This is a genomic window from Pacificimonas sp. ICDLI1SI03 (genome assembly GCF_054740865.1).
Map to the genome: position 1 here is coordinate 1 of NZ_JBSQAU010000001.1, position 24726 is coordinate 24726.

The window sequence follows — 24726 nt, forward strand, 5'->3', positions numbered from 1 at the left end:
AAAGTTCTCGGCGAACACGCGCGCGATCTCCGGCTTGAGCGCCAGGTCACGTCTTGCCCGCGCCGAAAGGCGCAATGGATCCAGTCGCTGCGCGACATGCTTGTGGTAGGTGGAAGGGGCGATCGGCAGGACAGTGCAGATCGGCTCGACCCCATGGACCGCGCGGTTATCATCGATAAGCGCGATCATCGCTTGAACGGGCGGTCGAGCTCCGCCTGCGCAAAATATGCTGACGCCTTACGCAGAATCTCGTTGGCCTGCCGCAGCTCGCGGTTCTCGCGTTCCAGCGCCTTCAGCTTGTCGGCCGTATCGGTCGGCACGCCAGCGCGCTTACCGCTGTCGACCTCGGCCTTCTTGACCCACTCGTGAAGTGTCTGCGGTGCGCAGCCGATCTTGTCGGCGACCGACACCACGGCCGACCAGCGCGACGGATAATCGCCCTCGTGATCCAATATCATCCGCACCGCACGGGCGCGCACCTCGGGTGAAAACTTGTTCGTTGTCTTGCTCATACAGGCTCCGCCTTCTTAGGAGTTGAAGCCTCCGACAATCCCGGGGCGGTTCAGTAGTCTTTGAGGTGGCAGAACATGCGTTTGATGGCGTGGCGGCCTTTGCTGAGCATTTTCGAAAAGCAGTTTTTCCAGCGCCGGTTGGCCTTGGACGGGATATTCGGAACCGCGCCTTGGCTCTCGATCAGATCGCGAATGGCGTTGCTATCATCGGCTTTGTCAGCTTGAACGAGGCTATCTGGCGCAAGGCCCGTGAGCAGCGCCATGGCAGCCCTGCAATTGACGACGTTGCCGCCCGCGAGAAGGAGCCGGATCGGCCTTAATCCGTGATAGCGTGGAGCTTGCTGTTCCTGCCGCCCCGGCTGATGCCGATGGCCTGTTTCTGCATCCCCCTTTTCCGCCCGCCGCAGAGCGGTGGGCTTTCATGTGTGTGCTGTCGATCAATACTTCAGCCGGGGACCACCCGCCGAGGCGAGCGCGACGAACATATCCTGCCAGATGCCTTTCTCCGCCCAACGAACGAACCGGTTATAGAGTGTCTTTTCCGGTCCGTAGCTGGCGGGAGTAGCCGCCCACCGGTCTTCCGACGTCAAGACGTGAACGATGCCGCTGATGACACGACGGTCGTCCACCCTCGGAACACCACGAATCTTGCTAGCAAAAACGGACGAAACCGCGCAAGCTGCGCCTCGGTCAACCAAAACTCGCTCACAAACATGCTCCTGCAATCGCAGAACTTGAATCACATCGCAGCCGCCTTGGGAATCCCGTTTATGCGGACCCTAGGCGTCTGTCTTCGAGGCCATCATACTCCGTCATCATGGGAAGCCTTGTACTGCCACACATTGCCCCCCCCCAGGAGTATTCTTAAACGGACGCATGTGCCTCCAACATCTTTTGATAAAGCGCAATATAATTGCCGGCGCATGCGTCTGCTGAAAAGCACTCTGCGATATAACGCGATGCGGTTACCTTCGTGCTATGATCTCTTTCCCAAATACGACATATCGCCGCCGCCGCCTGTTCTATATTTCCGACCGGAAAATGCTCTCCTGCATTTTGGGCCGGCGCCAGCAATTCACGATGAGGAGGAATATCTGAAACGCAGACCGGCAACCCTGTTGCAAGTGCTTCCATGAGAGCATTTGGCATGCCTTCAGTGGTTGAAGCGGACATGAAGGCATCGGATGCCCGCAAATAAGGCCGGACGTCTGACTGCCGACCCGTGAAAATGACCCTTGCTCCCGCAGCAGCTTCACATTCCGACCTAAGGGGCCCGTCCCCGACGATAAGCAGCCGCGCATTACGATTGGTAGTTGCTCTTTCAAAAGCCTCTACAACCGTCATGGGGTCCTTCAATGCTGACAAATGACCCGTCGATATTAGGACGAATGCTTCTGGCGGCAGGTCGAGCGCCTCCCGAGCTTCAGCCCTTTCCTCTTTAGAAGGTGGATGGAATGCTCTGGTATCGACCCCATTAGGAACTATTATTGCCTCAGGTAGCTGGCAAGCTAGTTTCCGACTTGCGGCAAGAGATACCAGCACGACGCATTTAACGCGGCGCAAGGCGAAAAGGTGAATATATGCCATGATGTGCCCGCGAATACGGCCATATCTTGAGACGTAATCTTCAAAAGGTACGTTTCTTAATGTGGCAACAACATTTCGCCCTAGCTGTTGTGTGGCTGCAATCACGTCTGCACGAATGCCTTGAGTATGAACAACGTCTGGTCCAAACGCATTCACGATTGCGGTCAAGGATCGTTTACCTGAAAAAAGCCATTGCCAGCGTGTGAGATGTAGACTTCGGACCGCAATACTGCGGCGCGCGAATTCGTCCAAAAGAGAATCTTTGGATTCAGGCGATTGCGTTAATACAAGAATTTCATGGTTCTGAGCTTTGACCGCGGTTGCGAGATTTAAAAGCTGATTGGACGGCCCGCTCCTTTTTAGAGTCGAGACTACATACAATATTTTCATGCTATCAATTTTTGCTTATGTACTGCAGTATTTAACCGCACGCTTAGCAAATGATACTGATAATTCCAAAACGAATAAACAATAAAAAATACAATAAATGAGTAACGAGTCGGTATCGATATTACCATCGCTCCAATTAGATATAGCGCTATAAATCCTAATTGAATAGCTCCTTCGTTGCGACGCCGCAGGAAAGCTGGCCAGCTAATCGCTAACATCCCTATTATTGCAAAGACAGCCGTGCCTAAGAATAATAGGCGCCCCTGTGCATAATAAGTGAGATAGCCAGAATCGATTAGTCCTAGTTTATCTCCAGGTGAAGATAATGTACCAAATGGATAGTTTTGTAGTCGAGCCAATATCTGTGGCCAAAATTCATACAGTCTTAAAGAAAATGAGCTATCACTTAGCGCACCACCAATGCCAAGCTGCATAAAGACTTCATATCTGTAAAATAAGCGATCAATGCCAATATATTCGTCCATCAGCATTAAAAAGATAGTTGAAGCAAAAAATATAATTATGGGGACCGTTATTTTTTGTTTTAACTTAAGGGTAAGCCATAGAAAAAACATCACGGCAACAGTTCCGGCCATCGCGGCTCGGGAGAGAGTCATGATTGCTATCATTGCCGCCAAAGCACCAAAATAAAGGTCTTTATTTTCTTTACGGACAATAAATCTTGCGAAAAAATAGCTTTCGCATAACATAGCAAAAGCAGCCAAGCCTGTTGTGTTTACAAAAAAACCGGAGGCGCGTATATTATTTATAATTCGGAAGTGACTGTCTACTGCAAATGGCTCTAACAAATAGGTTATAACGAAAAATTTCGGTAGTAGCCCGATATAATAAAGCATTTGAATAAATCCGTATATAAAATTTGCTACTAGTGCTATACGAAAAAGCTTCGCTACAGCTGTATCAAAGGTAGGAAAGCGCTCAGGCGGCGTCGTCCATAATAAAAACAATGGAGGAAGCCAAAGAAGCATCATCCTCAAGCTGTTAGAAAATTCTGCTAGCCCGGCCCCTAGGCCGAAAACTGATAGCAAGGGATAAATAATCTCACAAAAAGCAAACGGTAGTATAATAATCTCGAGTGCAGGATAACGATAGATGCGCTTTCGCAAAATAATAATACTTGTACCAATAATCAGCGAAGTCAACGCAAAAAAGTCCGGGACGCGAAGGTAGTTTTCTCCAGTAATCGCGATGCCGTATGGGTACATAAATAATGTAGTACAGAGAAACAGCAGAATCGACGAGGTCAACATGCGCTGTAAACTAGCTTTTGCGAGCATGCTCTTATTTTGACCTAAACATTTTCGATCCGAGTTTCGGCATTGAGGCGTGGTGAGGGAAACATCAGTACCAAAAATAAGCCAGCCACAAGTCCGAAGAAGATGCTCATGGTTAGAACTAGCAACGGCCGGGGACTGGCCGGCGTGTTACCCGGGATCGGCGGTTGCATAAGTTGCGCAGAAAAGGGCAAGTTCATATTGCTCATCATCAAGGTACGCTGTTTTTGGGCAAGAAGATCTGACAAGGCCCGGCGATGCTCTACGACTCGGCTTTCCGCCACCAAATTTTCGAGAAAGCGAACTTCCACGCTTGCCCGTTGGCGAACCCGTGCGCGCACCATCTCATCTGCCGTTCGATATACAGATTGGAGAAACACCCTAGCAAATTCAGGGTCCTGATTTTCAAACCCAATGGTTTTGAACGGCGTTGGCGGGTCGTCGATCGTTAGCCGCTGGCGTAGATACTGGTGTAGGTCGGCCGTATTTGGATCAGGAGTGGCGGGCCGGTTCAATAATGCTCGCACCCAACGCACTGGCTTTGATCGAACAGTGTCGGCATCGCGCCAGGTCTTCTGCTTTTCATCCCAGAGGGCTGGATAGAGTGCCGGTAACAGATTTTCGTTCTGCGCCAGACTCTCTGCCAATTCATAGGATTGAAGCGTTTCCATAAAGAGGGAGAAATAGGTAAGGCTTCCACTGCCACCGATATCGATTCCCACCGATGATGCAAGATCGGCATAGCGCCCCAGCCCGCCACCCCCCGAACTCCCATCGTCGCTAAATATCGGGCTTACTACCATCGTGGCCCGGTAAGTGGGCGTAGCGATATTCAGATAGATGAGGGCAGCTATAACTGCAATGACCACAGTAGCTGCAGGTAGATACCAGCGTGCTTTTATCGCGCGGATAAGGGTGCCTACCGTAAGTTCTGCAGGTGGCGGGGTTGGGGCTGTCAGCTCAAACATTCCTCTGTTGTTTTCCTAATATTTGCGTGGCGACCATAGCCAGGTCAGTATCAATATCGAGAGATGTCTGCGGACGGCGGAGCGATGATCGGTAAACGCGCCGACGGACCCAAACGGGCGCCATGCGCGTCGCCAGGCGCGCGAAAGGATAGATCATAACCCAACTATACCCCTGCGTCCGGCGAATTCCGTTTAGATAAATTCGGAATTCGCGCCATCCCTTTTTAAGGCTGCGACGATCATAAAATGCGCGATCTACGCTCATTATAACGAGTGGTTGAGGTAGGTTCGCGAACTGAAAACCCTTCTGCAGACATTCAAACCACATGGCGAGATCTTGCGTGGTTCTTGCCAAGGGATAGCCACCTGTGAGGTCTAAAACATGCTTACGAAAGACTACTGTAGGATGAGCAAATGGGCAAAGCCGGACAAGGCTTTTAAGAATTTTATCATGTGTAAGCGGGTAATGGCATAGACGGAATACGCGGCTTTCTACATCTTGTTCAATAACTGCTCCGCCCAATATATCCGTATCTCGATGCGCTTCGAGATAATTAATCTGCAGAGAAAATCTATTTGGCAGACACAAATCATCGCTATCCATGCGAAAAATATATTCCTCATCGTCAAGTAACATTATGAGCCGGTTTAACGAATGTGCTAACCCTAAATTTCGTCTGCTGCGCGATATGAGGTGCATTTTTTGCGAGTTTTTTGACAGCCAGTTTTCAACATCTGGGGCGAGTGGACCGTCTACTGCAAGATATATACGAATCGCCCGATTGACGTCTTGCTGCTGAATAATGGACTCAGTTGCTGCGGAGAAGGCGGCCAAAGTGTCCCCAGCATATACCGACATTAGAACCGCGACGGGTGAACGGGTATCGGCAAGCACGTTGAGAGTCCTCCAAGGTCATCCCTACCCGATAAAGCGTAAACGTCTTAATTGCGAGCCAAGGGGAGCGCTGAGACTAGAAAATTCTTGATGAAGTTTCCATCGCTGCGGCGAACGAGCATTCGGATAATACCGCCTTTCGGGGTTATCCACAAAGTTCGGATAAATAGCTATGGGACGGGTTATCCCAAGCGGCTCCGATGTGATCCAACTCGGCGATTGCTAGAGCCTTTTCGTGAACGAGTTCTGATTGAGTGACGCGCAGTTTGCGGGGCTTCGCCCGTTCTCGCAGAACGAATGATCGGCTGGCTCGCTCGAAACCGGCACCTTGCAAGGACTTTGAAAAAACCATCGGCAGCCGCCTGCCTCGCAATCGCCTTGATCCAGTTTTCACTCGCAGAATCGCAAAACTACGAATTACGCCCAGTAATTTGAAATTAAACTCTAAGCCCAAAGCGCCCTATTCCTCATCCTTATGACAAAATCCATGACATTTTAGAAAAACTTTCTTGGCTTACCAGCAGATGCTACGGATGAAGCATCTGCTAGCACACCACTAGCGGCTGTCTCGGGTGCTCACTGCCTCGGCGAAATTATCTCTGAATATTCTGGCGACGCCCAAGGTCAGGTGGGTGTGTATTTCGGCAACGAGATCTCCATGTGGTTTGGCGGCCGGTCTGCTTTGAAACGCAATGAGCAAGAACATATTGTCGCGGCGAAATGTCCAGACAGGGATCAAAAGGCCAGCGGTGCGCCGATTCCACCAGTCCGGCAGGCCTATCAGATGATGATCAGGTCCTTGTAGGCGCAAAATCCGTTGCCGGGTCCGGATTTTGCTCAGGCTATGCGGCGTCAGCATGTCGGCGTAACGCAGTGGGCTGTTGTCTGCTGGGATTCCCTCGGGGTTACCGATCGGTTAAATTAATCGAGCGCCGGTCTCTATTGAAAGAGCACGCAAACTGCTGATTTCGAACGGCTGGATGAAGACCAGTGCCGCCCCGGATGTCTACCCGAACAGCCGGAGCGTATACAGCAGGGGCGGCTCCAATGGTTTGCCAAGGTTCTGGAAATAGGTGGGATGCTTGGTTTCGGAATAGATGCCGACGCCGCGGTTCTTCGCCAAGGCGATGATTTCATCGAATGTCGGAATTTCGAACAGGCCGTCATGGGCCGTGCCGCGTAGCTCTGGCAGGCGTTCCCGTGCGCGGAGCGTCTTCAGTTCCGCGAGCGTGAAATCCTCGGTGAAGAAGCCGGTGACGCGCACACCGTCTATCAGCTTCTCGGTGCGGCGGTCGGCGAATTCTGGGTGATCTGAAATGTCGGTCGTTCCCCTGATCTCATTTTCGTGCCGTGCGATCAGGACGCCGTCCTTGGTGATCACCAGATCAGGCTCGATGAAGTCCGCGCCCTGGTCGATCGCAAGTTCATACGCCGCCAATGTGTGTTCGGGACGCTCGCCGCTGGCGCCGCGATGCGCAATGATAAGGACGCCCGGCGACGTTGACGGCGGCGTGCTGGCGCAGCCGCCGAGCAGGCAAAGAAGAACCACCAGAAGTCGCATGTGAATTCCCCGCTTGAACGCCGTGCTGCCCATGCCGACATTAGGCATGAAAAGGAGACTGTTCCATGACAGGTGAAACCGCAATTCTGGCTGGCGGGTGTTTCTGGTGCCTAGAGGCTATCTATGACGATCTGATCGGCGTGGAGCATGTCGAATCGGGCTATATTGGCGGCCATGTCGACAATCCCAGCTATCGCGAAGTGTGCGGCAAGGGCACCGGTCATGCGGAGGCCATTAAGATCGACTATGACCCGACCAAAGTGTCCTACTCGGAATTGCTGGACATTTTTTTCCACATTCATGATCCGACGACGAAGGATCGGCAGGGCAATGATGTCGGTCCGCAATATCGAAGCGCGGTCTTTCCCCTGAACGATGACCAGCGAACCGCAGCCGAAGCAGCTATCAAGAAGGCCGCCGAGCTGTGGCCGGATCCGATCGTCACGACCATCGAAACGGGGAAATGGTGGCCGGGCGAGGCGGAGCATCAGGATTATTATGCCCGCACCGGAGATAGCACACCCTATTGCAACTATGTCGTGGGGCCGAAGGTGAAGAAGTTTCGCACCGAATATGCCGACAGGTTGAAGCCAGGTGCCGCCGTCTAACCTTGCGCGACATGCCGAAATGAAAAAGGGCCGCCTCGCATGGTGCGAGGCGGCCCTTTTTCAGGATGTCTCAGCGGACTGGCTCAGGCAGTCGCGGAGGCTTCGGCCTTCTGGCGGGCCTTCTTGATGGCGCGCTTCATCTTTTGCGCCTTGGCGCTCAGCTTCTCGCTCTTGGTCTTGACCAGCCAATTGTCGAGGCCGCCATTATGTTCGACGCAGCGCAGGCCGTGCGTGGACACGCGAAAGCGCTCGGTCTTTCCGAGCGTATCCGACATCAGCGAAACCTTTTGCAGGTTTGGCAGAAATACGCGCTTTACGCGGTTGTTGGCGTGGCTGACGTGGTTACCGACAAGCCGGCCCTTGCCGGTCAGTTCGCAGATGCGCGACATTATCTGTTCCTCGAATAATCGATTATGCTGAAAGGCGCCAAATAGGCGCCGCCGGAGCGCAGACAAACGCCGAACCCCGGAAAGGCGCGGCACATAGGCGAACCTGCCGCCCTCGTCAACCGCGAGCTTAGCCGGTCAGGGGCCAGAAAAGCGGCAACAGGACGGCACCCACCAATCCCGCAAAGGCGAGAGCCAGCGCCGCCCATGCCGCTGCTTCGGGCGCGGTGCGTACCAGAAAGTCAGTGCCGACAATATGGGATGATGCGCCTGTGCCCAGGCCCGTTGCCTCATCGTCCATGCCCAGGCGATGCAGGAGGGGAGGGACGATCAGGGCGCCCACCATCCCCGTTATAATAACCAGCCCGGCGGCGAGCGGCGGCGGTCCGCCCAGACGCTCCATCAGCGCGATGGCGAAACCGGAAGAAATCCCCTTTGCGCCCAGCGCCTGCACAAACTCGGTCGGCAGGCCGAGGAGACGTGCTCCGAGGATCGCGCTGCCAATACCAACCAGTCCGCCTATGGCCACCGCGCAGAGCGCCGGGAACAGGGTGCGGCGGTGCCGCGCCAATTGCTGCACCAGGGAAAAGCCCAGGGCGACGATGGCAAGATCGAGGATCTGCATCAGGGGGCGGGCGGCGTGAATATAATCCGCGACACCGATATCGAGCGCCCATAGGAAAACGCCGACGATGACCGCTCCCCACAGGATCGGGTTCAGCAGCGGATGAGACGCGGCCATGCGCCCCAGCGCACGTGCCGCAAAGAAAGCAGTAAATGTCAGGATAATCGCCAGCATGCTGGCCAGAATATCGATCATCACGGCGTGGAATTGTTGTCGCGGCACGAATCGGCGCGTTGCAAGGATTTGATCCATCGATGAGAAAGGGCGGTAACGACCGCTGTCAGGGGGGTGGTTATCAGGATGATGATCGCCACCGACCCAAAATTGGCACCCAATTCATCGCGGAACAGCGCGAGACCGACGAAGGGGGGCACGATGAAGGCGCCCAATAGGCCCGTCAGTGCCATGGCCGCTCGTTCGACCCGGGCGCGCAGACCAGGCACCAGCAGAAGAAAAACAGCGAAAAGCGCCATTCCCAGGATGGGGGCGGGCACCGGCACGCGCGTGATGCCGACAATCAGATCACCTGCGGCGGCGAAGAGTGCGATGATGACCAGGCCGATGGCAAGGTCGATAGCGGTCTTCATCTTTTGCTTCCCAGACTGCGGCTCCGCTTGCCGTCGGGCGGCACGCGCACTAACCCCGGCGTCATGCCTCACTTCGCAATTCATTGCATCGACAAACCGAACTCCGGCGATTTGCGTGCCAAGACACGCCCCTCGCATCTGGAGCATATCGCGGGCATTCGCGACCGTATCGTCGCGGCGGGGCCGCTGTTGGACGCCGATGGTGGCCCGATCGGATCGTTGATCATTGCGGAATTTGAGGGTCGAACCGACGCGGTGGGGTTCGCCGCCTCCGATCCCTATGCGCGGGCGGGTCTGTTCGCCAGCGTGGCGGTAACCGCCTGGCGGCAGGTTTATCCGGACCCGGCCTGACAATGGCGGGACAGGCCAGGGTGCTGGGCGCGCTGACGCTCGATTCGGGAGAGGTCCTGCCGGAACTGACCGTTGCCTATGAAACCTATGGGACGCTGAACGAGGACCGTTCGAACGCCATTCTGGTGTGCCATGCCCTCACCATGGATCAATATGCCGCGTCGACGCACCCCATCACGGGAAAGCCTGGGTGGTGGCTGAACCTGATTGGGCCGGGAAAGCCAATCGACCTGGACCGGTATTTCGTCATTTGCCCCAATGTTCTTGGATCCTGCCTTGGTACGACGGGCCCGACCAGTCCAGCGCCTGATGGCAAGCCGTGGGGCATGCGTTTCCCGGTCATAACCATTGCCGACATGGTGCGGGCGCAAGCGAAGCTGCTGGACGCGCTGGGCATAGATCAATTGCACGCTGTCGTGGGCGGTTCGATGGGCGGTATGCAGGTGCTCAGCTGGGCGGCTCTTTATCCAGAGCGCGTGAGGAATGCCGCGGCGATCGCCACGGCGGCGCGTCATTCGGCGCAAAACATCGCCTTTCACGAGGTAGGCCGGCAGGCGATCATGGCGGACCCCCATTGGGCCGGGGGGGATTATTATGAAGGCACGCCGCCAACGTCGGGCCTCGCCGTGGCGCGCATGGCGGCGCATATAACCTATTTGTCAGAGGCGGGGCTGACAGAGAAATTTGGCCGCCGGCTGCAGGATCGCGACGCGAAAAGCTTTGGGTTCGATGCCGATTTTCAGATCGAATCATATTTGCGGCATCAGGGGGTCAGCTTCACCGACCGGTTCGACGCCAATTCCTACCTCTACATTACCCGCGCCATGGATTATTTCGATCTGGCAGAGGCGCATGGGGGCAAGCTGGCCGCCGCCTATGAGGGAACGTCGACGCGGTTCTGTGTCGTCAGTTTCGACACGGACTGGCTATATCCGACGTCGGAATCGCGGGAAATCGTTCATGCCCTCATGGCGGCCGGGGCAGAGGTCAGCTTCGTCGAGCTGTCATCCCCCTTCGGCCATGATGCCTTTCTGCTGAACACGCCAGGGATGGACCAGATCGTCGCCGGGTTCCTGGGATGAGCGGCCTGCGTCCCGATCTTCGCATCATTGCCAGTTCCATCACGGAGGGGGCGAGTGTCCTCGATATTGGTTGCGGCGATGGCGCCCTGCTGGCGGATCTGAAGCATAACAAGCAGGTGCGTGCCCGCGGGCTGGAGCTGGATGCCGCCAATGTCGCAAGTGCTGTCGCAAAGGGGCTCAGCGTCGTTCAGGGCGACGCGGACACGGATCTTGCGACCTACATGTCCGGCAGCTTCGATTATGCCGTGCTGTCGCAGACGCTGCAGACGGTGCGCCGACCGGACCTTGTGTTGCGGGAGCTGCTGAGGATCGGGCGACATGCCTTCGTCAGTTTTCCGAACTTCGCGCATTGGCGCGTAAGGGGCAGCCTGTTGTTCGGCGGTCGGATGCCGGTCACGCGGCTTCTGCCGGAACGCTGGTACGATACGCCGAACATCCACCATGTCACCGTGGACGATTTTCGCGCTCTGGCAGCAGAAAATGGCGCGACGATAGAGGAATGCTGGTTCCTGCGCGGCGACCGGCGCACGACGAGGACAGGGGCCAATTTGCTGGCAGAACACGCCGTTTTCCTGCTTCGAGCCTAGGAATGCTGCGGCTTTAGTCCGTTCTTCAGTAGTTCAAATGCGCTGGCGGACACATCACGCGTGTCGCCCTCATCGGACCAGACGCCGTAACGCAGCCCCAGAAAGACGTTCATGCCTACAATCGCCCAGGCATGCACCTCGTCGACATCGGCACGCACTTCGCCACGTTCGGCGGCCGCGCGCAGGCTGGTCAAATAGCCTTCAGCTGTGCTGCGATAATGTTCTCGATAGCTTTCCGGATCGACGAACTCCGCCTCGTCGATGATCCGGTAGAGCTCCTTATGCGCTCTGACGAAGCCGATGAATGCGTTGAGGCCAGCCAGTTCGCCCGCCAGCCGGTCCGGTGCCGCCAGAATGGCGGGGCCAACGGCGCCGCGCACCTGTGCCGACATATCCCGTACCAGGGCACGAAAGATTTCGTCCTTGGATTCGAAATAGGTGTAGAAGCTGCCAAGTGCCGTTCCCGCGCGCGCCGTGATTCCGCTGACCGACGCACCCTGGAAGCCTTTCTCGCCGAATTCCTCTGCCGCCGCGTTTAGAAGCGCGCGGCGCGTTCTCTCACCGCGGGAGGTGCGGGGCTTACGGGCGGACTCTGTTTGGGCGGACATGCGGCCCCTTATACAAAATCATCACCCTGATCATAGTAGAAGTTGAAAGGTGGTTCACCTTTCACTATCGGTGGCGGATAAGGCTCTGTCGAAAGGGCTGAACCGACATATCCAATGGGGAAATCAGGCAATGATCCGCACTTTGTTTCGTTCGACTCTGGCCGCAGGAACCTGCCTTGCCGCGCTGTCGACCGCCGCTGTCGCCCAGGAAGTCAGCGAGCAGGAAGCAGTCGCCGACAGTCAAGCGCTTTCAGAATCTGGCGAAACCGATGTGATCGTCGTCACCGCCCGTCGGCGTAGCGAGCGCCTGCTGGATGTGCCGCTGTCCCTCACCTCTATTTCCGGTGCGCAGTTGCAGCAGCGAGGCGTGCAGGAATTGACCGAATTGTCCCAGTCCGTCCCGAACGTCACGCTGGAGGTGTCGCGCGGCACGAACACGACCCTGACCGCGTTCATTCGCGGCGTAGGACAGCAGGATCCCGTTTCGGGGTTCGAGCAGGGCGTCGGCGTCTACATCGACGATGTCTATTTGAACCGACCGCAGGCTTCGGTGCTGGACGTTTACGATGTTGAGCGGATCGAAGTGCTGCGCGGCCCACAGGGCACGCTGTACGGGCGCAACACCATCGGCGGCGCGATCAAATACGTGACCCGCCGCTTGCCATCCGAGCCGGAGCTGAAAATTCGCGGCACCTATGGCAGTTATGACCAGGCAGAGGGCGTGATCACGGCGTCGATGCCTGTGGGCGACATGCTGAAGGTTGGCGGCTCTGTCGCGCGGCTGAGCCGCGGCGGCTTTGGTGACAATCTGGTGCAGGACGGTGTCGAGAATTACAACAAGGACGTATGGGCTGCGCGCGCGACGGTAGAGGCGGAGCCCTCCAGCGCGCTCTTCATCCGCCTGTCGGGCGACTACATCAAGGATGAAAGCGACCCCCGGCAGGGCCATCGTTTTCTGCCGGGTCTGATTTCCGGCGCCCCGGTTCTGGATGATGTCTACGACACGCGCGCAGGACTATCGTCGCCAAAGCAGGATGTGGAGGCTTATGGTGGGTCCCTGTCTGTCGAGCTGGACGTCTCCGACACCCTGAAACTGCGTAACATTCTGGCGTATCGCGAAGATGAATCGACGACCCCGATCGACTTCGACAGTTTGCCCGCAGCCGATGTCGATGTTCCGGCGATCTATGCGAACGATCAGTTTTCCGAGGAATTCCAGATCCTTTACGATGATGGCGATCTGGCCGGCTTGTTGGGGTTCTATTATCTGGATGCCAGTTCCAGTACGGTCTTCGACGTCCTTCTTGCGACTACGGGGGCCCTGCCTAGCGTTGGGCTACCCGGTCTGAATTCCCAGACGTTTGGCGATGTCGACACCGAAACCTGGTCGATATTCGGCGACTTCACCTACGATCTGTCGGAACAGTTCAGCGTGTCCGTGGGGGGGCGCTATACTTATGATAAGCGGTCAGCGGTTGTGCTGCGTCGCACCCTGGTCGGCGGACTGTCCGACGCGTTCGACGGACCGGGTGTTCCCATTGCGACGACCTCCGACTTCGACGGTTCCGAAACGTTCAAGGAATTCACGCCGCGCGCCTCTGTCAGCTACAAGCCGACACCTGACCATAATTTTTACGCTACCTATTCAAAGGGCTTCAAGGGCGGCGGCTTCGATCCGCGTGGCCAGACATCGTTGGCGCCCGATCTGGATGGGGATGGCGATATTGACGCCGATGACGAGTTCCAGTTCCTGCGCTTTGCGCCCGAAAAGGTGGACAGCTATGAAATCGGCTGGAAGGCCTCGCTTCTCGACAATGCGCTCAACTTCAGCCTGGCCGGCTTCATCGCCGACTATACGGACGTGCAGATCCCGGGTTCCGTCGGCTCCGATGCAGACGGCGACGGCATCGCGGAAAGTTTCGTTGGTGTCACCACGAACGCGGGTGCAGCGACAATAAAGGGCATTGAGTTCGAAGGTACGGCGCGGGTCGGGCGTGACTTCGCTGGCTATGGCAGCCGTTTCGATTTCGGCTGGTCGCTCGGCCTTCTTGATGCGGAATATGACGAGTTCATCGATGCATTTGGCAATGATGTTGCCGATGAGCGCGTGTTCCAGAACACCCCGGACTACACCGCCAGCATGCGTGCCGATCTTGCTTTGCCGCTCAGCCTTTATGGTGCGGGGGAGATCGGTTTTGGCGGGCAAATCAGCTATCGCAGCGATGCCAGCCAGTTCGAGGTGCCGAACCGTTTCCTGGACCAGGACGGCTTTGCCCTGGTTGATGCCAGCGTCACCTGGACCGCAGAGGACGACATGCTGCGGGTTGGCGTTTACGGAAAGAACCTGTTCGATAAACGCTACGTCGTATCGGGGTATAATTTCGTCAACGCGCCTATCGGTGGTCCGGTGACGCCGACCCTTGGTCTTGAGGGGACGTTGACCGGCTTCTATGGCGATCCACGGCGCGTCTTCGTTAGTGCCGAGGTCCGCTTCTAGACGGGGTAGAAGGTGTCGGGATTCTTTACAGTAAAGAGATCGTTAACCTCATAAGCTGTTGATCGAACGAACTGGCACATAATTTGCTGCGTTTCGGATATGGTAACGCGTATCCGTGGATTGTTCGTTTTGAAAACCGGCTTTGAGGCGGGGCTTGTGATCTATGCGCTGGCCCTTGGGGCGGCGCTGAGAGGGCTTGAGTATCTCGACCAGTATCCCGGTCCCTTTGGCTGGTCATTGATGGCCGCGTGCCTCGTGACGGTGCTAATCGCCGGGGCCAGCATCGTCGACGGGATCAAGGCGTGGCGCGCCCGGCAGCCGCAACAGCGGATGCTGGCGCGTGTCGTGTCGCGCGCCGCCGCTGCGACACCGGTACGGCAATCGGACCGTCTGACTTTCGCGCCAGAACGAAATGGACGCCGCCGAGCTTTGGTACCGCCCTCGTCAAAGGGGCGTCGAGCCATCTAAGGCCGGTAATCGGCGGCGCCACCAGAGCGGTCTTCCACGATTTCGGTACGAAGCCCTGTCTTGCCAGAAGCCGTGTCAGTTCACCTCGCCCATAGGGATGACCGAGGCCAAAGGGCGTGCGTTCAAAGTGCGTCCATAATCCCGCGCGGTTGGGCACGATCAGGATCAGCTCACCAGCAGGGGCAAGGACGCGATGAAGTTCTTCTAATATTTGGTCCGGCTGGCCGTGTTCAAGCGCATGCACGATCAGGGCCTGGTCGAACAGGGCGCCCGAAAAGGGCAGCTCCGCAAGATCGCCTGTCACCGCGCAGTTTTTATTGCCTCTCTGGGGCCAGCATCGACCGCCCTGCTCCTTCGGCCATAGAAGGGCGAGGCGCTCGAAGCGCTTGGGGTCGAGGCCGGTCAACAGCGGGGCGGGATAACCCAAAGCCAAAAAACGTCGCTCTGGCCCGTCAATCACGGCGGGGGCGACGATCCGTGCGATCAGCCGCGCGGTTCGTCGCCCCTCCCGGGTCGAATAAAAGCTTCTGAGTTCGTCAGCGGTGACGCGCATGGCGCCATGTTGCGACGGTAAGGCCGCGCTGTCGAGCGCCAGGTGTTAGCGCTCGATGGTCAGCGCGATCCCCATGCCGCCGCCAATGCATAGCGTGGCGAGCCCCTTCTTGGCGTCGCGGCGCTGCATTTCATGCAACAGCGTGGTCAGGATGCGTGCTCCCGACGCGCCGATCGGATGTCCGATGGCGATGGCGCCGCCATTGACGTTCACCCGCTCCGGGTCCCATTCCAATTCCTTGCCGACCGACAGCGATTGCGCGGCAAATGCCTCATTTGCCTCGATCAGATCCAGATCGCCGATGGACCAGCCGGCCTTTTCCAGCGCCTTGCGCGATGCGGGGACCGGTCCGATGCCCATATAGGCGGGGTCGACGCCGCAGCTTGCCCAGCTTGCAATGCGGCCCAGGACGGGCGCGCCGCGCCTTTGCGCCTCTGCCGCGCCCATCATGATGACCGCTGCGGCGCCGTCGTTCAGGCCGCTGGCATTCGCGGCGGTGACGCTGCCGTCTTTGGTAAAGGCAGGGCGCAGACCGCTGATCGCCCCGGCGGTGGCGCCATCTCGAATATATTCGTCGGTGTCGACGACTGTGTCGCCCTTGCGTCCTGAAATTGTAACCGGTGCGATTTCATTCTTGAAATAGCCGGCGTTACGGGCGGCCTCGGCCTTGTTCTGGCTGCCTACGGCGAATTGATCCTGCTGTTCACGCGTCACCTGATAGCGCTCTGCCAGGTTTTCAGCAGTCTGGCCCATGTGATAGCCGTTGAAGGCATCCCACAGACCGTCGCGGATCATGGTGTCGACCAGCGCAAGGTCGCCCATCTTCTGCCCCTTGCGGATGGTCTGCGCATGGGGTGCCATCGACATGTTTTCCTGTCCGCCGGCAATCACGATCGATGCGTCGCCAAGGGCGATTTGCTGGCTGCCGATTGCCACCGCCCGCAGGCCGGAGCCGCAAACTTGATTGACGCCATAAGCGGGCGTCGATTCATGGATACCCGCGTTGATGGATGCCTGTCGTGCGGGGTTCTGCCCCTGCGCCGCCGTCAGCACCTGGCCCAGAATGACTTCGGAAATCTCCTCGGGCGAAACGCCCGCCGCCTGCATGGCGGCCACAATCGCGGTGCGGCCAAGCTCATGTGCGGGAACGTCCGCAAAACTGCCAAGGAAGCTGCCAACGGGTGTCCGCTTGGCTGCGGTGATGACGACGTCTTGCATGTCTATACTCCTGATCAATCCATGTTCATGGACCGCGCCTAAAGCGAACGGAGCCATTCGACCAGAGGCGCGACGAGCAGGTCCTCTGCGCGCGAGCCAGCCACCATGCCGACATGTCCCGCCTGAACCATATGGTCATTCGGTGACTTCGGAGCGGCGGCTGCGGGGACGATGCGGTCGGTGGCGGAGATGAAGTTTACCCAATCCATATCGATCGCCTGCGGTTGTATGGTGATGCCGTCTACGATCCACCGCCCGCGTCCGGTCAGGTTTTCGCCGAACAGGTCCTCCAGCGCCTCGCGGAGGGCGGGAAGGGTCAGCGGTGCGCCGCCGTTCGCCCAATCCTCCATCGCCTCGAACCTGCGCGCCGCTGCGCTTTCTACGTCCATGGCGGCGTAGCTTGCGAACTTTCGTACCGGCGCACCGGGGTCCAGCGCCCAAAAGGCGGGCTGGATCAACGACATGGGAACGACGCCCAGCGACGCGGCAATCGGCTGGGTGCGTTGCCAAAAGGCACTCAGCTCTGCGCGCCGCGATGTGGGATATCCATCGAAATCCCACGGCGTCGCGATGGTCGCCAATGCCCGCCCTGTTCCGCGCGCCGCAGCGGCCATGGCAAGGGCGCCGCCGATGCAATAGCCCACCAGGACGGGCCGACCCAGCGGCGCCACCAGCCGCTCCAACTGGCGGACATAGGCCGAGAGATCATGGCTGCGTTCTGCGTTGCCGGGGGTTCCCCAGTCGACCAGATAGGTGGCAAACCCTGCGCCTGCCAGGCGGCCTGCCAGCGACCGTTCCTGATCCAGGTCGAGTATCCAGGGCGGGTTCACGAGGGAAGGGACGAGGACCACCGGCGTCCCCCTGCTTCCGTATTGCAGCAGCCTCGCTGCACCGTCCTCTACCGCAACCTTTGCCCGCCGCCGCTGCGGCCTTGGCGCCGACTGATAACGCGAAACCGCCGCCAACAACTGCGCCATTCGCGCCGGATCATCACCGATTTCCGCGCTCGCCAACTGCCAGAAAAGCGGCAGGGGATGCGGTCCGCGATCGAAGGGCGGGCGCCCACGTTGCTGCGCAGCATTTTTTCGTGCTATGACGTTCGCACCCGCAGCATCGGAAACGGCCCTTGGCAAAAAAATCCTCCACCGCAAAAGATGACGGGTCGCCCGGCGCAGGCCCCATTATCATCAAGAAATACGCCAATCGGCGCCTGTATAATACAGGCACCTCCAGCTATATCACGCTGGACCATCTGGCGGAACTGACGCGTCAGGACATTGAATTCAAAGTCGTCGACGCAAAGTCTGGCGAGGATATCACCCGTAGTGTTCTGACCCAGATCATCATGGACGAGGAAGCGGGTGGCCAGACCATGCTGCCAACCAGCTTCCTGAGGGAAATAATCAGCCTTTACGGTAATCAGATGCAGGCAATGGTGCCCTCCTATCTTGAGGCGAGCATGTCCGCGCTGCGCCGCAATCAGGAACAATTTGCCCAGTCCATGCTGGGCGCCTCAAATCCCTTTTCCGCGCTAGCGAAACAGAACATGCAGATGTTCGGTGCCGCCTTGGGTGGTATCGGTCCCAGCGAAGAGAAGACATCGCATGGTGAGGCCGGGGATTCCCGAACCGACACTGACCACGACACCGAAATCAAGGATCTGAAGGCAGAATTGGCGGCGATGAAGGAAAAGCTGGACCGATTGGCCTGAGCATATTCCTTCGCCAGTCTCCTCCTACTCGTTAAACAATAGCAGGGCCGCCGCCGTCATCGCCTCTACTCCCGCGCCAATTGTCGGTTCAGGGTCGGGCGCCCATTTGGAAGAATGCAGGGACGGCAGCTTGGACATATCGCCATCGACGGCGGCAATGGCTTCGGACGGCACGCCGCCAATCCAGAATAGCGTCGATTCGACATCATTGTCGGCGCGGTGGTACCGGCTGAAATCCTCGCCGCCCATGACAGGCTTGGCGGGGACGAAGCGGTCGCCGAAGCGGGCGCGAAATACCTCCTCCAATTGGTCGGTTTGTTCGACGGTATTGTAAATCGCGGGCGTGTAGATTTCCTCCCACGTCACCTCCGGCAGATTGTCGTCTGGCAGGCCAGCGGCCATCCCTTCTGCTCTTGCAATTCGCTTGATGCCCTGCAGCAGATGATCGCGCACTTCGTCCGTATAGGAACGAACGGTGATCTGTAGCCGTGCCTCGTTCGGAATGATGTTGTGTTTCGTCCCTGCGTTAAACGCACCGACCGTCACGACGGCGGCCTGCTGCGGGTCGATTTCGCGCGATACCAGAGTCTGCAGCGTGTCGACGATACGGGCGGCGATGACGATGGGGTCCTTGGTCGTGTGCGGATAGGCGCCATGCCCGCCGACGCCCGGAACAACGACATCGACCGAATCGACATTGGCCATGGCGAAGCCCGACACAAGTGAGACCTGCCCGGCGGGCAATTGCGCCGCGTCGTGCAGCGCTATGGCGTGGTCGGGCTTGGGAAAGCGCGTGTAGAGACCGTCGTCCAGCATCGCCTTTGCGCCCAGGCCGGTTTCCTCGGCCGGCTGGGCGATCATTACCAGTGTGCCCGACCATTCGTCCTGATTGCCCGCCAGATAGCGTGCGGTCCCGACCCAGCTGGACATGTGAATGTCATGACCGCAGGCGTGCATGACCCCCGATGTCCCGCCCGCTTTCACGGTGACGGTTTTCGTGCTGGCATAGGGCAGGCCAGTCTCCTCCGTCACGGGCAGGGCATCCATGTCCGTGCGGATCATGACGGTGGGGCCTTCACCGTTCTTCAGGACGCCGACCACGCCCGTTCCGCCGACCTGTTCCGTCACTTCGAAATTCAGTTCCTTTAGCTCCGCGGCCATGCGCGCGGCGGTCTCTACTTCCTCACCGGAAATTTCCGGATTGGTGTGCAGATGCTTGTAGAGGTCGATCAGATACGGCGTATCAGCGGCAACCGTATCCCTAATGCTGTCGGCCGAAGCGGGCACGGCAATGAGAGCGGCGGCGGCAAGGATCAGGTGGCGCATAGTATCTCCGGTTCGTGATGCCGAAGAAGACTAGCACATGGCCAAGCCAAATTAACAGCGGGTGCTGCCTGCCTTCAGAGTTTGGGGGCTGCCATCGCAGAGGCGATGGGCTGACCATCAAACGCGGGTAGTGGGTCGTCCTCCGACAGCCTGACCCATTCCGCTGCGCTCTCAAGGTTGGGAAAGGTTTCCGGCGGCATTTGCCTCATTCCGAAAACGGTTTCGACATGCCAGGTTCCGCGCTTGTCGCCATGCGCCACGTCGTCCAACCGGCACAGCACGGCGACGAGCCGACCGCCCGACAGGACGAGCATGCCGTGCGTGTCTTGGCTGCCAGTGTTGATATCGATCTGTTTAAAGCTGATGGACATAGTTCGCAAAACCTAGTCCGAAGTGAGTGAACGTTTCATTGACGCGAATTGCCGCAGTCTATTCCGCGCGCGTAATATCTGCCTTGCCAAGGTGCAGATAGCTGACATCGAATTCGCTTACTTTCATCAGGCGCGAAACGCCGCATACCGTTAGACGTTTTAGCTACAAAAGCTTATTAGGCATGTCTTCTCGCTGCGCTCCAGTTCGGGAGGAACCTGATGTGGGTAGTGCTGGGCAGGGGCAGTGACAGGAAAATGTCGGACGCCGGATCCTAGGGCAGGTGGCGAAGGAGTTGGACGAGCCTGCGGACCTTGCCGCTAAATAGCTTTTCGATGAAGACCTTGTTCGCGCCCGCCTTCGTAATTTCCCCCAGGGTCGGGTAGGGGGCAATATATCCTGTCATCTGGCGCGGCTTGAGACCCTGGGAAATGGCGAGCGACCAGGGATGGATCAGCTCCCCCGCATGAGCGCCAACAATAGCGCAACCGACAATGCGCCCCTTTGACAGTACCAGCTTGATCTTTCCGAGCGGGCGGCGCTCTGCTGCGGCGCGATCGTTGCTGGCCATGTCAGCCTCGAATATCTCGATTCGTGGCAGGTCGCGGTTTCTCGCCATTGCTTCGGTCATGCCGGCATTGGCGAGTTCGGGATCGGTGAAGGTCACCCAGGGCAGGGCATCGTAATTCGCCTTCGCCGGCAGGCGAAACACCGCATTTCGTAGGACGATGCCACCATCATAACCGGCCGCATGGGTGAATTGCGGCCCCTGCCGGCAATCTCCGACGGCATAGATGCGACGGTTGGACGTTCGCAGCCGTTTGTCGACGATGATTGCTCCGGCGTCTGTCCGCACGCCGGCGGCGTCGAGGCCGAGATCATGAATATTCCGCGTGCGGCCCGTCGCGACCAGAAGGTGAGAGCCGGTGATGTGTTCGCCGTCAGAGAGCTCTACCGCGATGCTGGCCGACTGGATGTCTGTCTGGCCATGCACCCGCTCGATTGAAATGCCTTCCCGTATGACAACCCCTTCCTCGCACAGGACCTGACGGACGGTTGAAACGAGTTCCGGATCATCCTTTGCGAGGATCTTGCTGCGCTCAAGGATCGTGACGGCGCTGCCTAGCCGCCGGAATGCCTGGGCCAGCTCCACACCTATATTACCGCCGCCCAGAATGATCAGATGTTCGGGCTGCGCACTAAGGTTCCAGATCGTCTCGTTGGTCAGATAAGGTGTCGAATCCAGACCGGTGACCGGCGGAATGAATGGCCGCGATCCCGTTGCGATGACGATCCGCCGGGCGCTATGATGGTTGCCGTTCGCTTCAATGGTACGCGGCCCGGTCAGGCGGGCGCGGTGGCGGACGACATGAACGCCCATCCCCTCAAAGCGCTCCACGCTGTCATGCGGCGCAATTGATGCAATAACCTCCTGCACGTGCTGCATGGTCCGTGTGAAATCGACTTCAGGCGTGGCTGTGACGCCGAAGGCACCGGAAGACCGGGCAACGTGAGCGGCATGCGCAGCGGCGATCAGGGATTTGGAGGGAACGCAGCCAACATTCAGGCAGTCGCCGCCCATGTCACCCGCTTCGAACAGCACGGTTTCCAGGCCCAGTTGCGCCGCGCCCGCCGCAACGGTCAGTCCGCCAGACCCGGCGCCGATAATTGCGATATCATATTTCCGGGTCATAATCGTCTTTCACGTTCCGCCTGCGGGCATGCTACGGACTAGCGGGACGCAAATGAAGAGAGGGCCGCCGAAGCACTCCAGGGGGGAGGAGCGTTCGTGCGGCCCGTCTCAGACAGTTAACTCGCCGCGGGGGTAAGCGGGGTGGCGAGTTGTAGGGATAACGGGCGATCACCCTGCGGGTTCCCCGGCCGCGATCTTTTTTTGCTTTATTCGGATGGCTGAAAATCCAGGGACATTCCATTCATACAGTATCTCTGGCCAGTGGGCGCGGGGCCGTCGTCGAACAGATGCCCCAAATGGCCGCCGCATTGGGCGCAATGTACCTCAGTGCGGGGGACGCCGATCTTATAGTCGGTCTTCGTTTCCACCCCACCGCCGTCGCCGGCGGATATGGGAGCGTAGAAACTGGGCCAGCCGCTGCCGCTGTCATATTTCGTTTCAGCAGAAAACAGGCGGGCGCCACAGCCGGCACAGAGGAAGGTGCCGTCTCTCTTCTCATCGTTCAACGGTGACGAGCGCGGAGGTTCGGTCGCCTCCTCGCGCAGGACAGCGAATTGCTCCGGGGTCAACTCCTCGCGCCATTCCGCCTCGGATTTCGAAACAGGGAAGTTTTCCGTGTCTCCGCCGCGCATCTTGTCGATCAGGCTCATGCCAATTCATCTCCCTATGGGCAGCAGACGCCGGTGCGCCTGCGGGACTATGCATAGATGGCGTTTGCCAGCGCAGTGGCAAGTCCCCGCCCATGCAGGAACTTAGCCAAATACCCGCGCAAAGATCGTATCGACGTGCTTCAGATGATATCCGAGGTCGAAGCGGCTTTCGATTTCATCGTTCGATAAGGCCGCCGTCACATCGGGGTCGGCCTTCAATAGTTCCAGCAGGCTTTGCTGGCCGTCTGATTCCCACACCTTCATCGCATTGCGCTGAACCAGCCGATACGCATCCTCCCGGCTGACGCCTGCCTGTGTCAGGGCAAGGAGGACACGCTGCGAATGGATGAGCCCACCCATTCGGTCGAGATTTTTTTGCATGCGTTCCGGATAGACCAGCAGCTTGTCCATCACGCCGGTCAGGCGCGCGAGAGCGAAATCCAGCGTGACGGTCGCGTCGGGGCCGATCATGCGTTCCACCGATGAATGGGAAATGTCCCGTTCATGCCAAAGGGCGACATTCTCCATCGCCGGCATGGCATAGCCGCGTACCAGACGCGCGAGGCCGGTGAGATTTTCCGTCAGCACGGGATTGCGCTTGTGCGGCATGGCCGAAGAGCCCTTCTGGCCGGGGGAGAAATATTCCTCCGCCTCCAGAACTTCGGTGCGCTGCAGATGGCGGACCTCGACGGCCAGGCGTTCGACGCAGGAGGCGATAACGCCAAGCGTGGCGAAATATTGCGCGTGACGGTCGCGGGGGATCACCTGGGTCGAAACAGGCTCCGGACGCAGGCCCATTTTTGCCGCAACGTGTTCCTCGACCTGCGGATCGACGTTTGCGAACGTGCCCACAGCGCCTGAAATAGCGCAGGTGGCGACCTCGTCCTTCGCCAGTTTCATCCGCGTCAGGCAGCGGTCGAATTCTGCGTAGGCCTGCGCCAGTTTTAGGCCAAAGGTGGTCGGCTCGGCATGGATGCCGTGGCTGCGGCCGATGGTCACCGTATCCTTATGTTCCAGTGCGCGCCGCTTCAGGACGGCAAGCAACGCCTCCAGATCATCGATGATGATGTCGGCGGCACGAACCAGCTGCACGTTCAGGCAGGTATCGAGCACGTCCGAACTGGTCATCCCCTGATGGACGAAGCGGGCCTCTTCCCCCACATGTTCCTGCAGGCTGGTCAGGAAGGCGATAACGTCGTGCTTCACCTCGCGTTCGATCTCGTCGATGCGGTCGATATCGAAGCCGCCGCGATCCCACACGGCCTGTGCTGCCTCACGCGGGACGACGCCCAGATCGGCCAGGGCGTCCATCGCGTGCGCCTCGATCTCGTACCAGATCTGGAAACGGGTCTGCGGCTCCCAAATGTCGGTCATGACCTTGCGGGAATAGCGGGGGATCATCGGGAACTCCTGACTGGGCAAAGCGCGCGCCTAGCAAGGCGAGCGCGCGGCGGCAACGCACCCCGCTTCAGGGGCAGGGCGCAATGGAGCATCTTAGAGAAGGCCGAGCGCCTTGAAGCTGGCATTGCCAGCCTTCGCAACGATGATGTGATCATGAAGGCGTATGTCGAGGGCAAGGCAAATGTCGGAGATGCGCGCAGTGATCGCGATGTCGTCGCGACTGGGACTTGAATCGCCCGACGGGTGATTGTGTACGAGGATGATCGACGTCGCCCCAAGGTGAAGAGCCATCTTGATGACTTCGCGGACATGCACACTGGTCTCGTTGACCGTGCCCTCGGACATTTTGGCATCGCGCAGCAGGACGTTCTTGCCGTCCAGTGCCAGGACGCGAAATTCCTCCCGCGGATTATGCGCCATTTGTGCGGTCAAATATTCCTCAACCGCCTGCCAATTGCCGAGGACCGGCCGCGTCGCGATCTCCCCGCGCAGAAGGCGGACAGACGCCGCGCGCACGAATTTCAGGATTGCGATGATGGCGTCACCAACACCATCCACCCGCCGCAGATCGTCCGGGTCCGCCGATATTACGGCGCCGAACGTACCGAATTGACGAATGAGCGCCTTCGCAAGCGGTTTCATATCGCGGCGCGGCACGGCCAGCGCCAGGACGTATTCCAGCAGTTCGTAATCGGCAAAGGCGTCGTCGCCACCCTCCAGCATACGCTGGCGCAGCCGCTGTCGGTGATTGCTGCTGTCGTCCGGGCTGTTTGAATTTGGCATTTCGCGGTCTGCCGG

24 protein-coding genes, 2 pseudogenes and 1 other annotated feature are annotated in these 24726 nt (G+C 58.3%); of the genes and pseudogenes, 6 read left to right on the forward strand and 20 right to left on the reverse strand.

Going from position 1 to position 24726, the window contains the following annotated elements; genetic code table 11:
• The 7 genes and pseudogenes from ACSMXM_RS00005 to ACSMXM_RS00035 form a co-directional block, all read right to left on the reverse strand.
• Positions 1 to 512 (reverse strand): annotated as a pseudogene (locus tag ACSMXM_RS00005) (transposase); the annotation flags it as partial.
• Positions 115 to 231: a sequence feature (AL1L pseudoknot), on the reverse strand. It overlaps the preceding pseudogene by 117 nt.
• A 53-nt stretch (positions 513 to 565) precedes the next feature.
• Positions 566 to 1221: pseudogene (locus ACSMXM_RS00010) on the reverse strand (IS5 family transposase); the annotation flags it as partial.
• Positions 1222 to 1376: 155 nt separating this feature from the next.
• Positions 1377 to 2489, reverse strand: a complete 1113-nt coding sequence (locus tag ACSMXM_RS00015; protein ID WP_460312820.1) for a glycosyltransferase — start codon at positions 2487 to 2489, stop codon at positions 1377 to 1379.
• Positions 2486 to 3787 carry a hypothetical protein gene (locus tag ACSMXM_RS00020; protein ID WP_460312822.1) on the reverse strand — a complete coding sequence of 434 codons (1302 nt, stop codon included), beginning with the start codon at positions 3785 to 3787 and terminating at the stop codon, positions 2486 to 2488. Before ACSMXM_RS00020 ends, ACSMXM_RS00015 begins: the two co-directional genes overlap by 4 nt.
• A gap of 14 nt (positions 3788 to 3801) precedes the next feature.
• Complete coding sequence (locus ACSMXM_RS00025) at positions 3802 to 4752, reverse strand: Wzz/FepE/Etk N-terminal domain-containing protein (RefSeq protein WP_460312824.1); 951 nt, start codon at positions 4750 to 4752, stop codon at positions 3802 to 3804.
• The gene (locus ACSMXM_RS00030; protein WP_460312825.1) at positions 4745 to 5647 is read right to left on the reverse strand and encodes a glycosyltransferase; all 903 of its coding nucleotides are present in this window, start codon (positions 5645 to 5647) and stop codon (positions 4745 to 4747) included. Before ACSMXM_RS00030 ends, ACSMXM_RS00025 begins: the two co-directional genes overlap by 8 nt.
• 1006 nt (positions 5648 to 6653) lie before the next feature.
• Positions 6654 to 7256, reverse strand: coding sequence for a glycerophosphodiester phosphodiesterase family protein (locus ACSMXM_RS00035; protein WP_460312827.1), 603 nt, complete (start codon positions 7254 to 7256; stop codon positions 6654 to 6656).
• 17 nt (positions 7257 to 7273) lie between these two features.
• Here ACSMXM_RS00035 and msrA point away from each other — a divergent pair, with 17 nt between their 5' ends.
• Entirely contained in the window at positions 7274 to 7816 is a 543-nt protein-coding gene (gene msrA / locus ACSMXM_RS00040; RefSeq protein WP_460312829.1) for a peptide-methionine (S)-S-oxide reductase MsrA, read from the forward strand.
• An 83-nt stretch (positions 7817 to 7899) separates the two neighbouring features.
• Here the strand turns inward: msrA and rpmB are convergent, their stop codons facing one another.
• The 3 genes from rpmB to ACSMXM_RS00055 all read right to left on the reverse strand — a co-directional run bounded on the left by rpmB (position 7900) and on the right by ACSMXM_RS00055 (position 9414).
• The gene (gene rpmB, locus ACSMXM_RS00045) at positions 7900 to 8205 is read right to left on the reverse strand and encodes a 50S ribosomal protein L28 (protein WP_460312831.1); all 306 of its coding nucleotides are present in this window, start codon (positions 8203 to 8205) and stop codon (positions 7900 to 7902) included.
• Positions 8206 to 8332: 127 nt separating this feature from the next.
• Positions 8333 to 9049 carry an LrgB family protein gene (locus ACSMXM_RS00050; RefSeq protein WP_460312833.1) on the reverse strand — a complete coding sequence of 239 codons (717 nt, stop codon included), beginning with the start codon at positions 9047 to 9049 and terminating at the stop codon, positions 8333 to 8335.
• Positions 9022 to 9414, reverse strand: coding sequence for a CidA/LrgA family protein (locus ACSMXM_RS00055; RefSeq protein WP_460312835.1), 393 nt, complete (start codon positions 9412 to 9414; stop codon positions 9022 to 9024). The genes ACSMXM_RS00050 and ACSMXM_RS00055 overlap by 28 nt, the downstream gene beginning before the upstream one ends.
• Before the next feature lie 63 nt (positions 9415 to 9477).
• Between ACSMXM_RS00055 and ACSMXM_RS00060 the strand changes: the two genes are divergently transcribed.
• From ACSMXM_RS00060 to metW, 3 genes are read left to right on the forward strand one after another with little or no spacing between them, the layout of a single operon-like run.
• Complete coding sequence (locus ACSMXM_RS00060) at positions 9478 to 9765, forward strand: YciI family protein (RefSeq protein WP_460312837.1); 288 nt, start codon at positions 9478 to 9480, stop codon at positions 9763 to 9765.
• 2 nt (positions 9766 to 9767) lie between these two features.
• Entirely contained in the window at positions 9768 to 10847 is a 1080-nt protein-coding gene (gene metX, locus ACSMXM_RS00065) for a homoserine O-acetyltransferase MetX (RefSeq protein ID WP_460312839.1), read from the forward strand.
• Positions 10844 to 11434, forward strand: coding sequence for a methionine biosynthesis protein MetW (gene metW / locus ACSMXM_RS00070; RefSeq protein ID WP_460312841.1), 591 nt, complete (start codon positions 10844 to 10846; stop codon positions 11432 to 11434). The genes metX and metW overlap by 4 nt, the downstream gene beginning before the upstream one ends.
• Here the strand turns inward: metW and ACSMXM_RS00075 are convergent.
• The gene (locus tag ACSMXM_RS00075) at positions 11431 to 12042 is read right to left on the reverse strand and encodes a TetR/AcrR family transcriptional regulator (protein ID WP_460312843.1); all 612 of its coding nucleotides are present in this window, start codon (positions 12040 to 12042) and stop codon (positions 11431 to 11433) included. The genes metW and ACSMXM_RS00075 overlap by 4 nt on opposite strands.
• Positions 12043 to 12172: 130 nt before the next feature.
• Between ACSMXM_RS00075 and ACSMXM_RS00080 the strand changes: the two genes are divergently transcribed.
• Positions 12173 to 14539, forward strand: coding sequence for a TonB-dependent receptor (locus tag ACSMXM_RS00080; protein WP_460312845.1), 2367 nt, complete (start codon positions 12173 to 12175; stop codon positions 14537 to 14539).
• Positions 14540 to 14834: 295 nt separating this feature from the next.
• On the opposite strand, the gene ACSMXM_RS00085 is transcribed toward ACSMXM_RS00080, so the two are convergent.
• Genes ACSMXM_RS00085 through ACSMXM_RS00095 form a run of 3 tightly spaced genes read right to left on the reverse strand, consistent with a single transcriptional unit; the run spans position 14835 to position 17911 of the window.
• Positions 14835 to 15560, reverse strand: coding sequence for a class I SAM-dependent methyltransferase (locus ACSMXM_RS00085; RefSeq protein WP_460312847.1), 726 nt, complete (start codon positions 15558 to 15560; stop codon positions 14835 to 14837).
• 45 nt (positions 15561 to 15605) lie between these two features.
• Positions 15606 to 16778, reverse strand: a complete 1173-nt coding sequence (locus ACSMXM_RS00090; protein WP_460312849.1) for an acetyl-CoA C-acetyltransferase — start codon at positions 16776 to 16778, stop codon at positions 15606 to 15608.
• Between the two features lie 38 nt (positions 16779 to 16816).
• Positions 16817 to 17911, reverse strand: coding sequence for an alpha/beta fold hydrolase (locus ACSMXM_RS00095; RefSeq protein ID WP_460312851.1), 1095 nt, complete (start codon positions 17909 to 17911; stop codon positions 16817 to 16819).
• On the opposite strand from ACSMXM_RS00095, the gene phaR reads away from it, so the two are divergent.
• Positions 17905 to 18489, forward strand: a complete 585-nt coding sequence (gene phaR / locus ACSMXM_RS00100; RefSeq protein WP_460312853.1) for a polyhydroxyalkanoate synthesis repressor PhaR — start codon at positions 17905 to 17907, stop codon at positions 18487 to 18489. The genes ACSMXM_RS00095 and phaR overlap by 7 nt on opposite strands.
• 24 nt (positions 18490 to 18513) lie before the next feature.
• On the opposite strand, the gene ACSMXM_RS00105 is transcribed toward phaR, so the two are convergent.
• The 6 genes from ACSMXM_RS00105 to radC form a co-directional block, all read right to left on the reverse strand.
• Positions 18514 to 19815 (reverse strand): amidohydrolase, encoded by a 1302-nt coding sequence (locus ACSMXM_RS00105; RefSeq protein ID WP_460312855.1) that lies wholly within the window; start codon positions 19813 to 19815, stop codon positions 18514 to 18516.
• 74 nt (positions 19816 to 19889) lie between these two features.
• The gene (locus ACSMXM_RS00110; protein ID WP_460312857.1) at positions 19890 to 20186 is read right to left on the reverse strand and encodes a hypothetical protein; all 297 of its coding nucleotides are present in this window, start codon (positions 20184 to 20186) and stop codon (positions 19890 to 19892) included.
• A 272-nt stretch (positions 20187 to 20458) separates the two neighbouring features.
• Positions 20459 to 21877 (reverse strand): dihydrolipoyl dehydrogenase family protein, encoded by a 1419-nt coding sequence (locus tag ACSMXM_RS00115; RefSeq protein ID WP_460312859.1) that lies wholly within the window; start codon positions 21875 to 21877, stop codon positions 20459 to 20461.
• A gap of 206 nt (positions 21878 to 22083) precedes the next feature.
• Entirely contained in the window at positions 22084 to 22527 is a 444-nt protein-coding gene (msrB, locus tag ACSMXM_RS00120; protein ID WP_460312861.1) for a peptide-methionine (R)-S-oxide reductase MsrB, read from the reverse strand.
• Positions 22528 to 22629: 102 nt separating this feature from the next.
• A complete protein-coding gene (gene purB / locus ACSMXM_RS00125) occupies positions 22630 to 23928 on the reverse strand; it encodes an adenylosuccinate lyase (protein WP_460312863.1) in 1299 nt (432 codons plus the stop codon).
• A 93-nt stretch (positions 23929 to 24021) separates the two neighbouring features.
• Entirely contained in the window at positions 24022 to 24711 is a 690-nt protein-coding gene (radC, locus tag ACSMXM_RS00130; protein ID WP_460312865.1) for a RadC family protein, read from the reverse strand.
• Between the last annotated feature and the right edge of the window lie 15 nt (positions 24712 to 24726).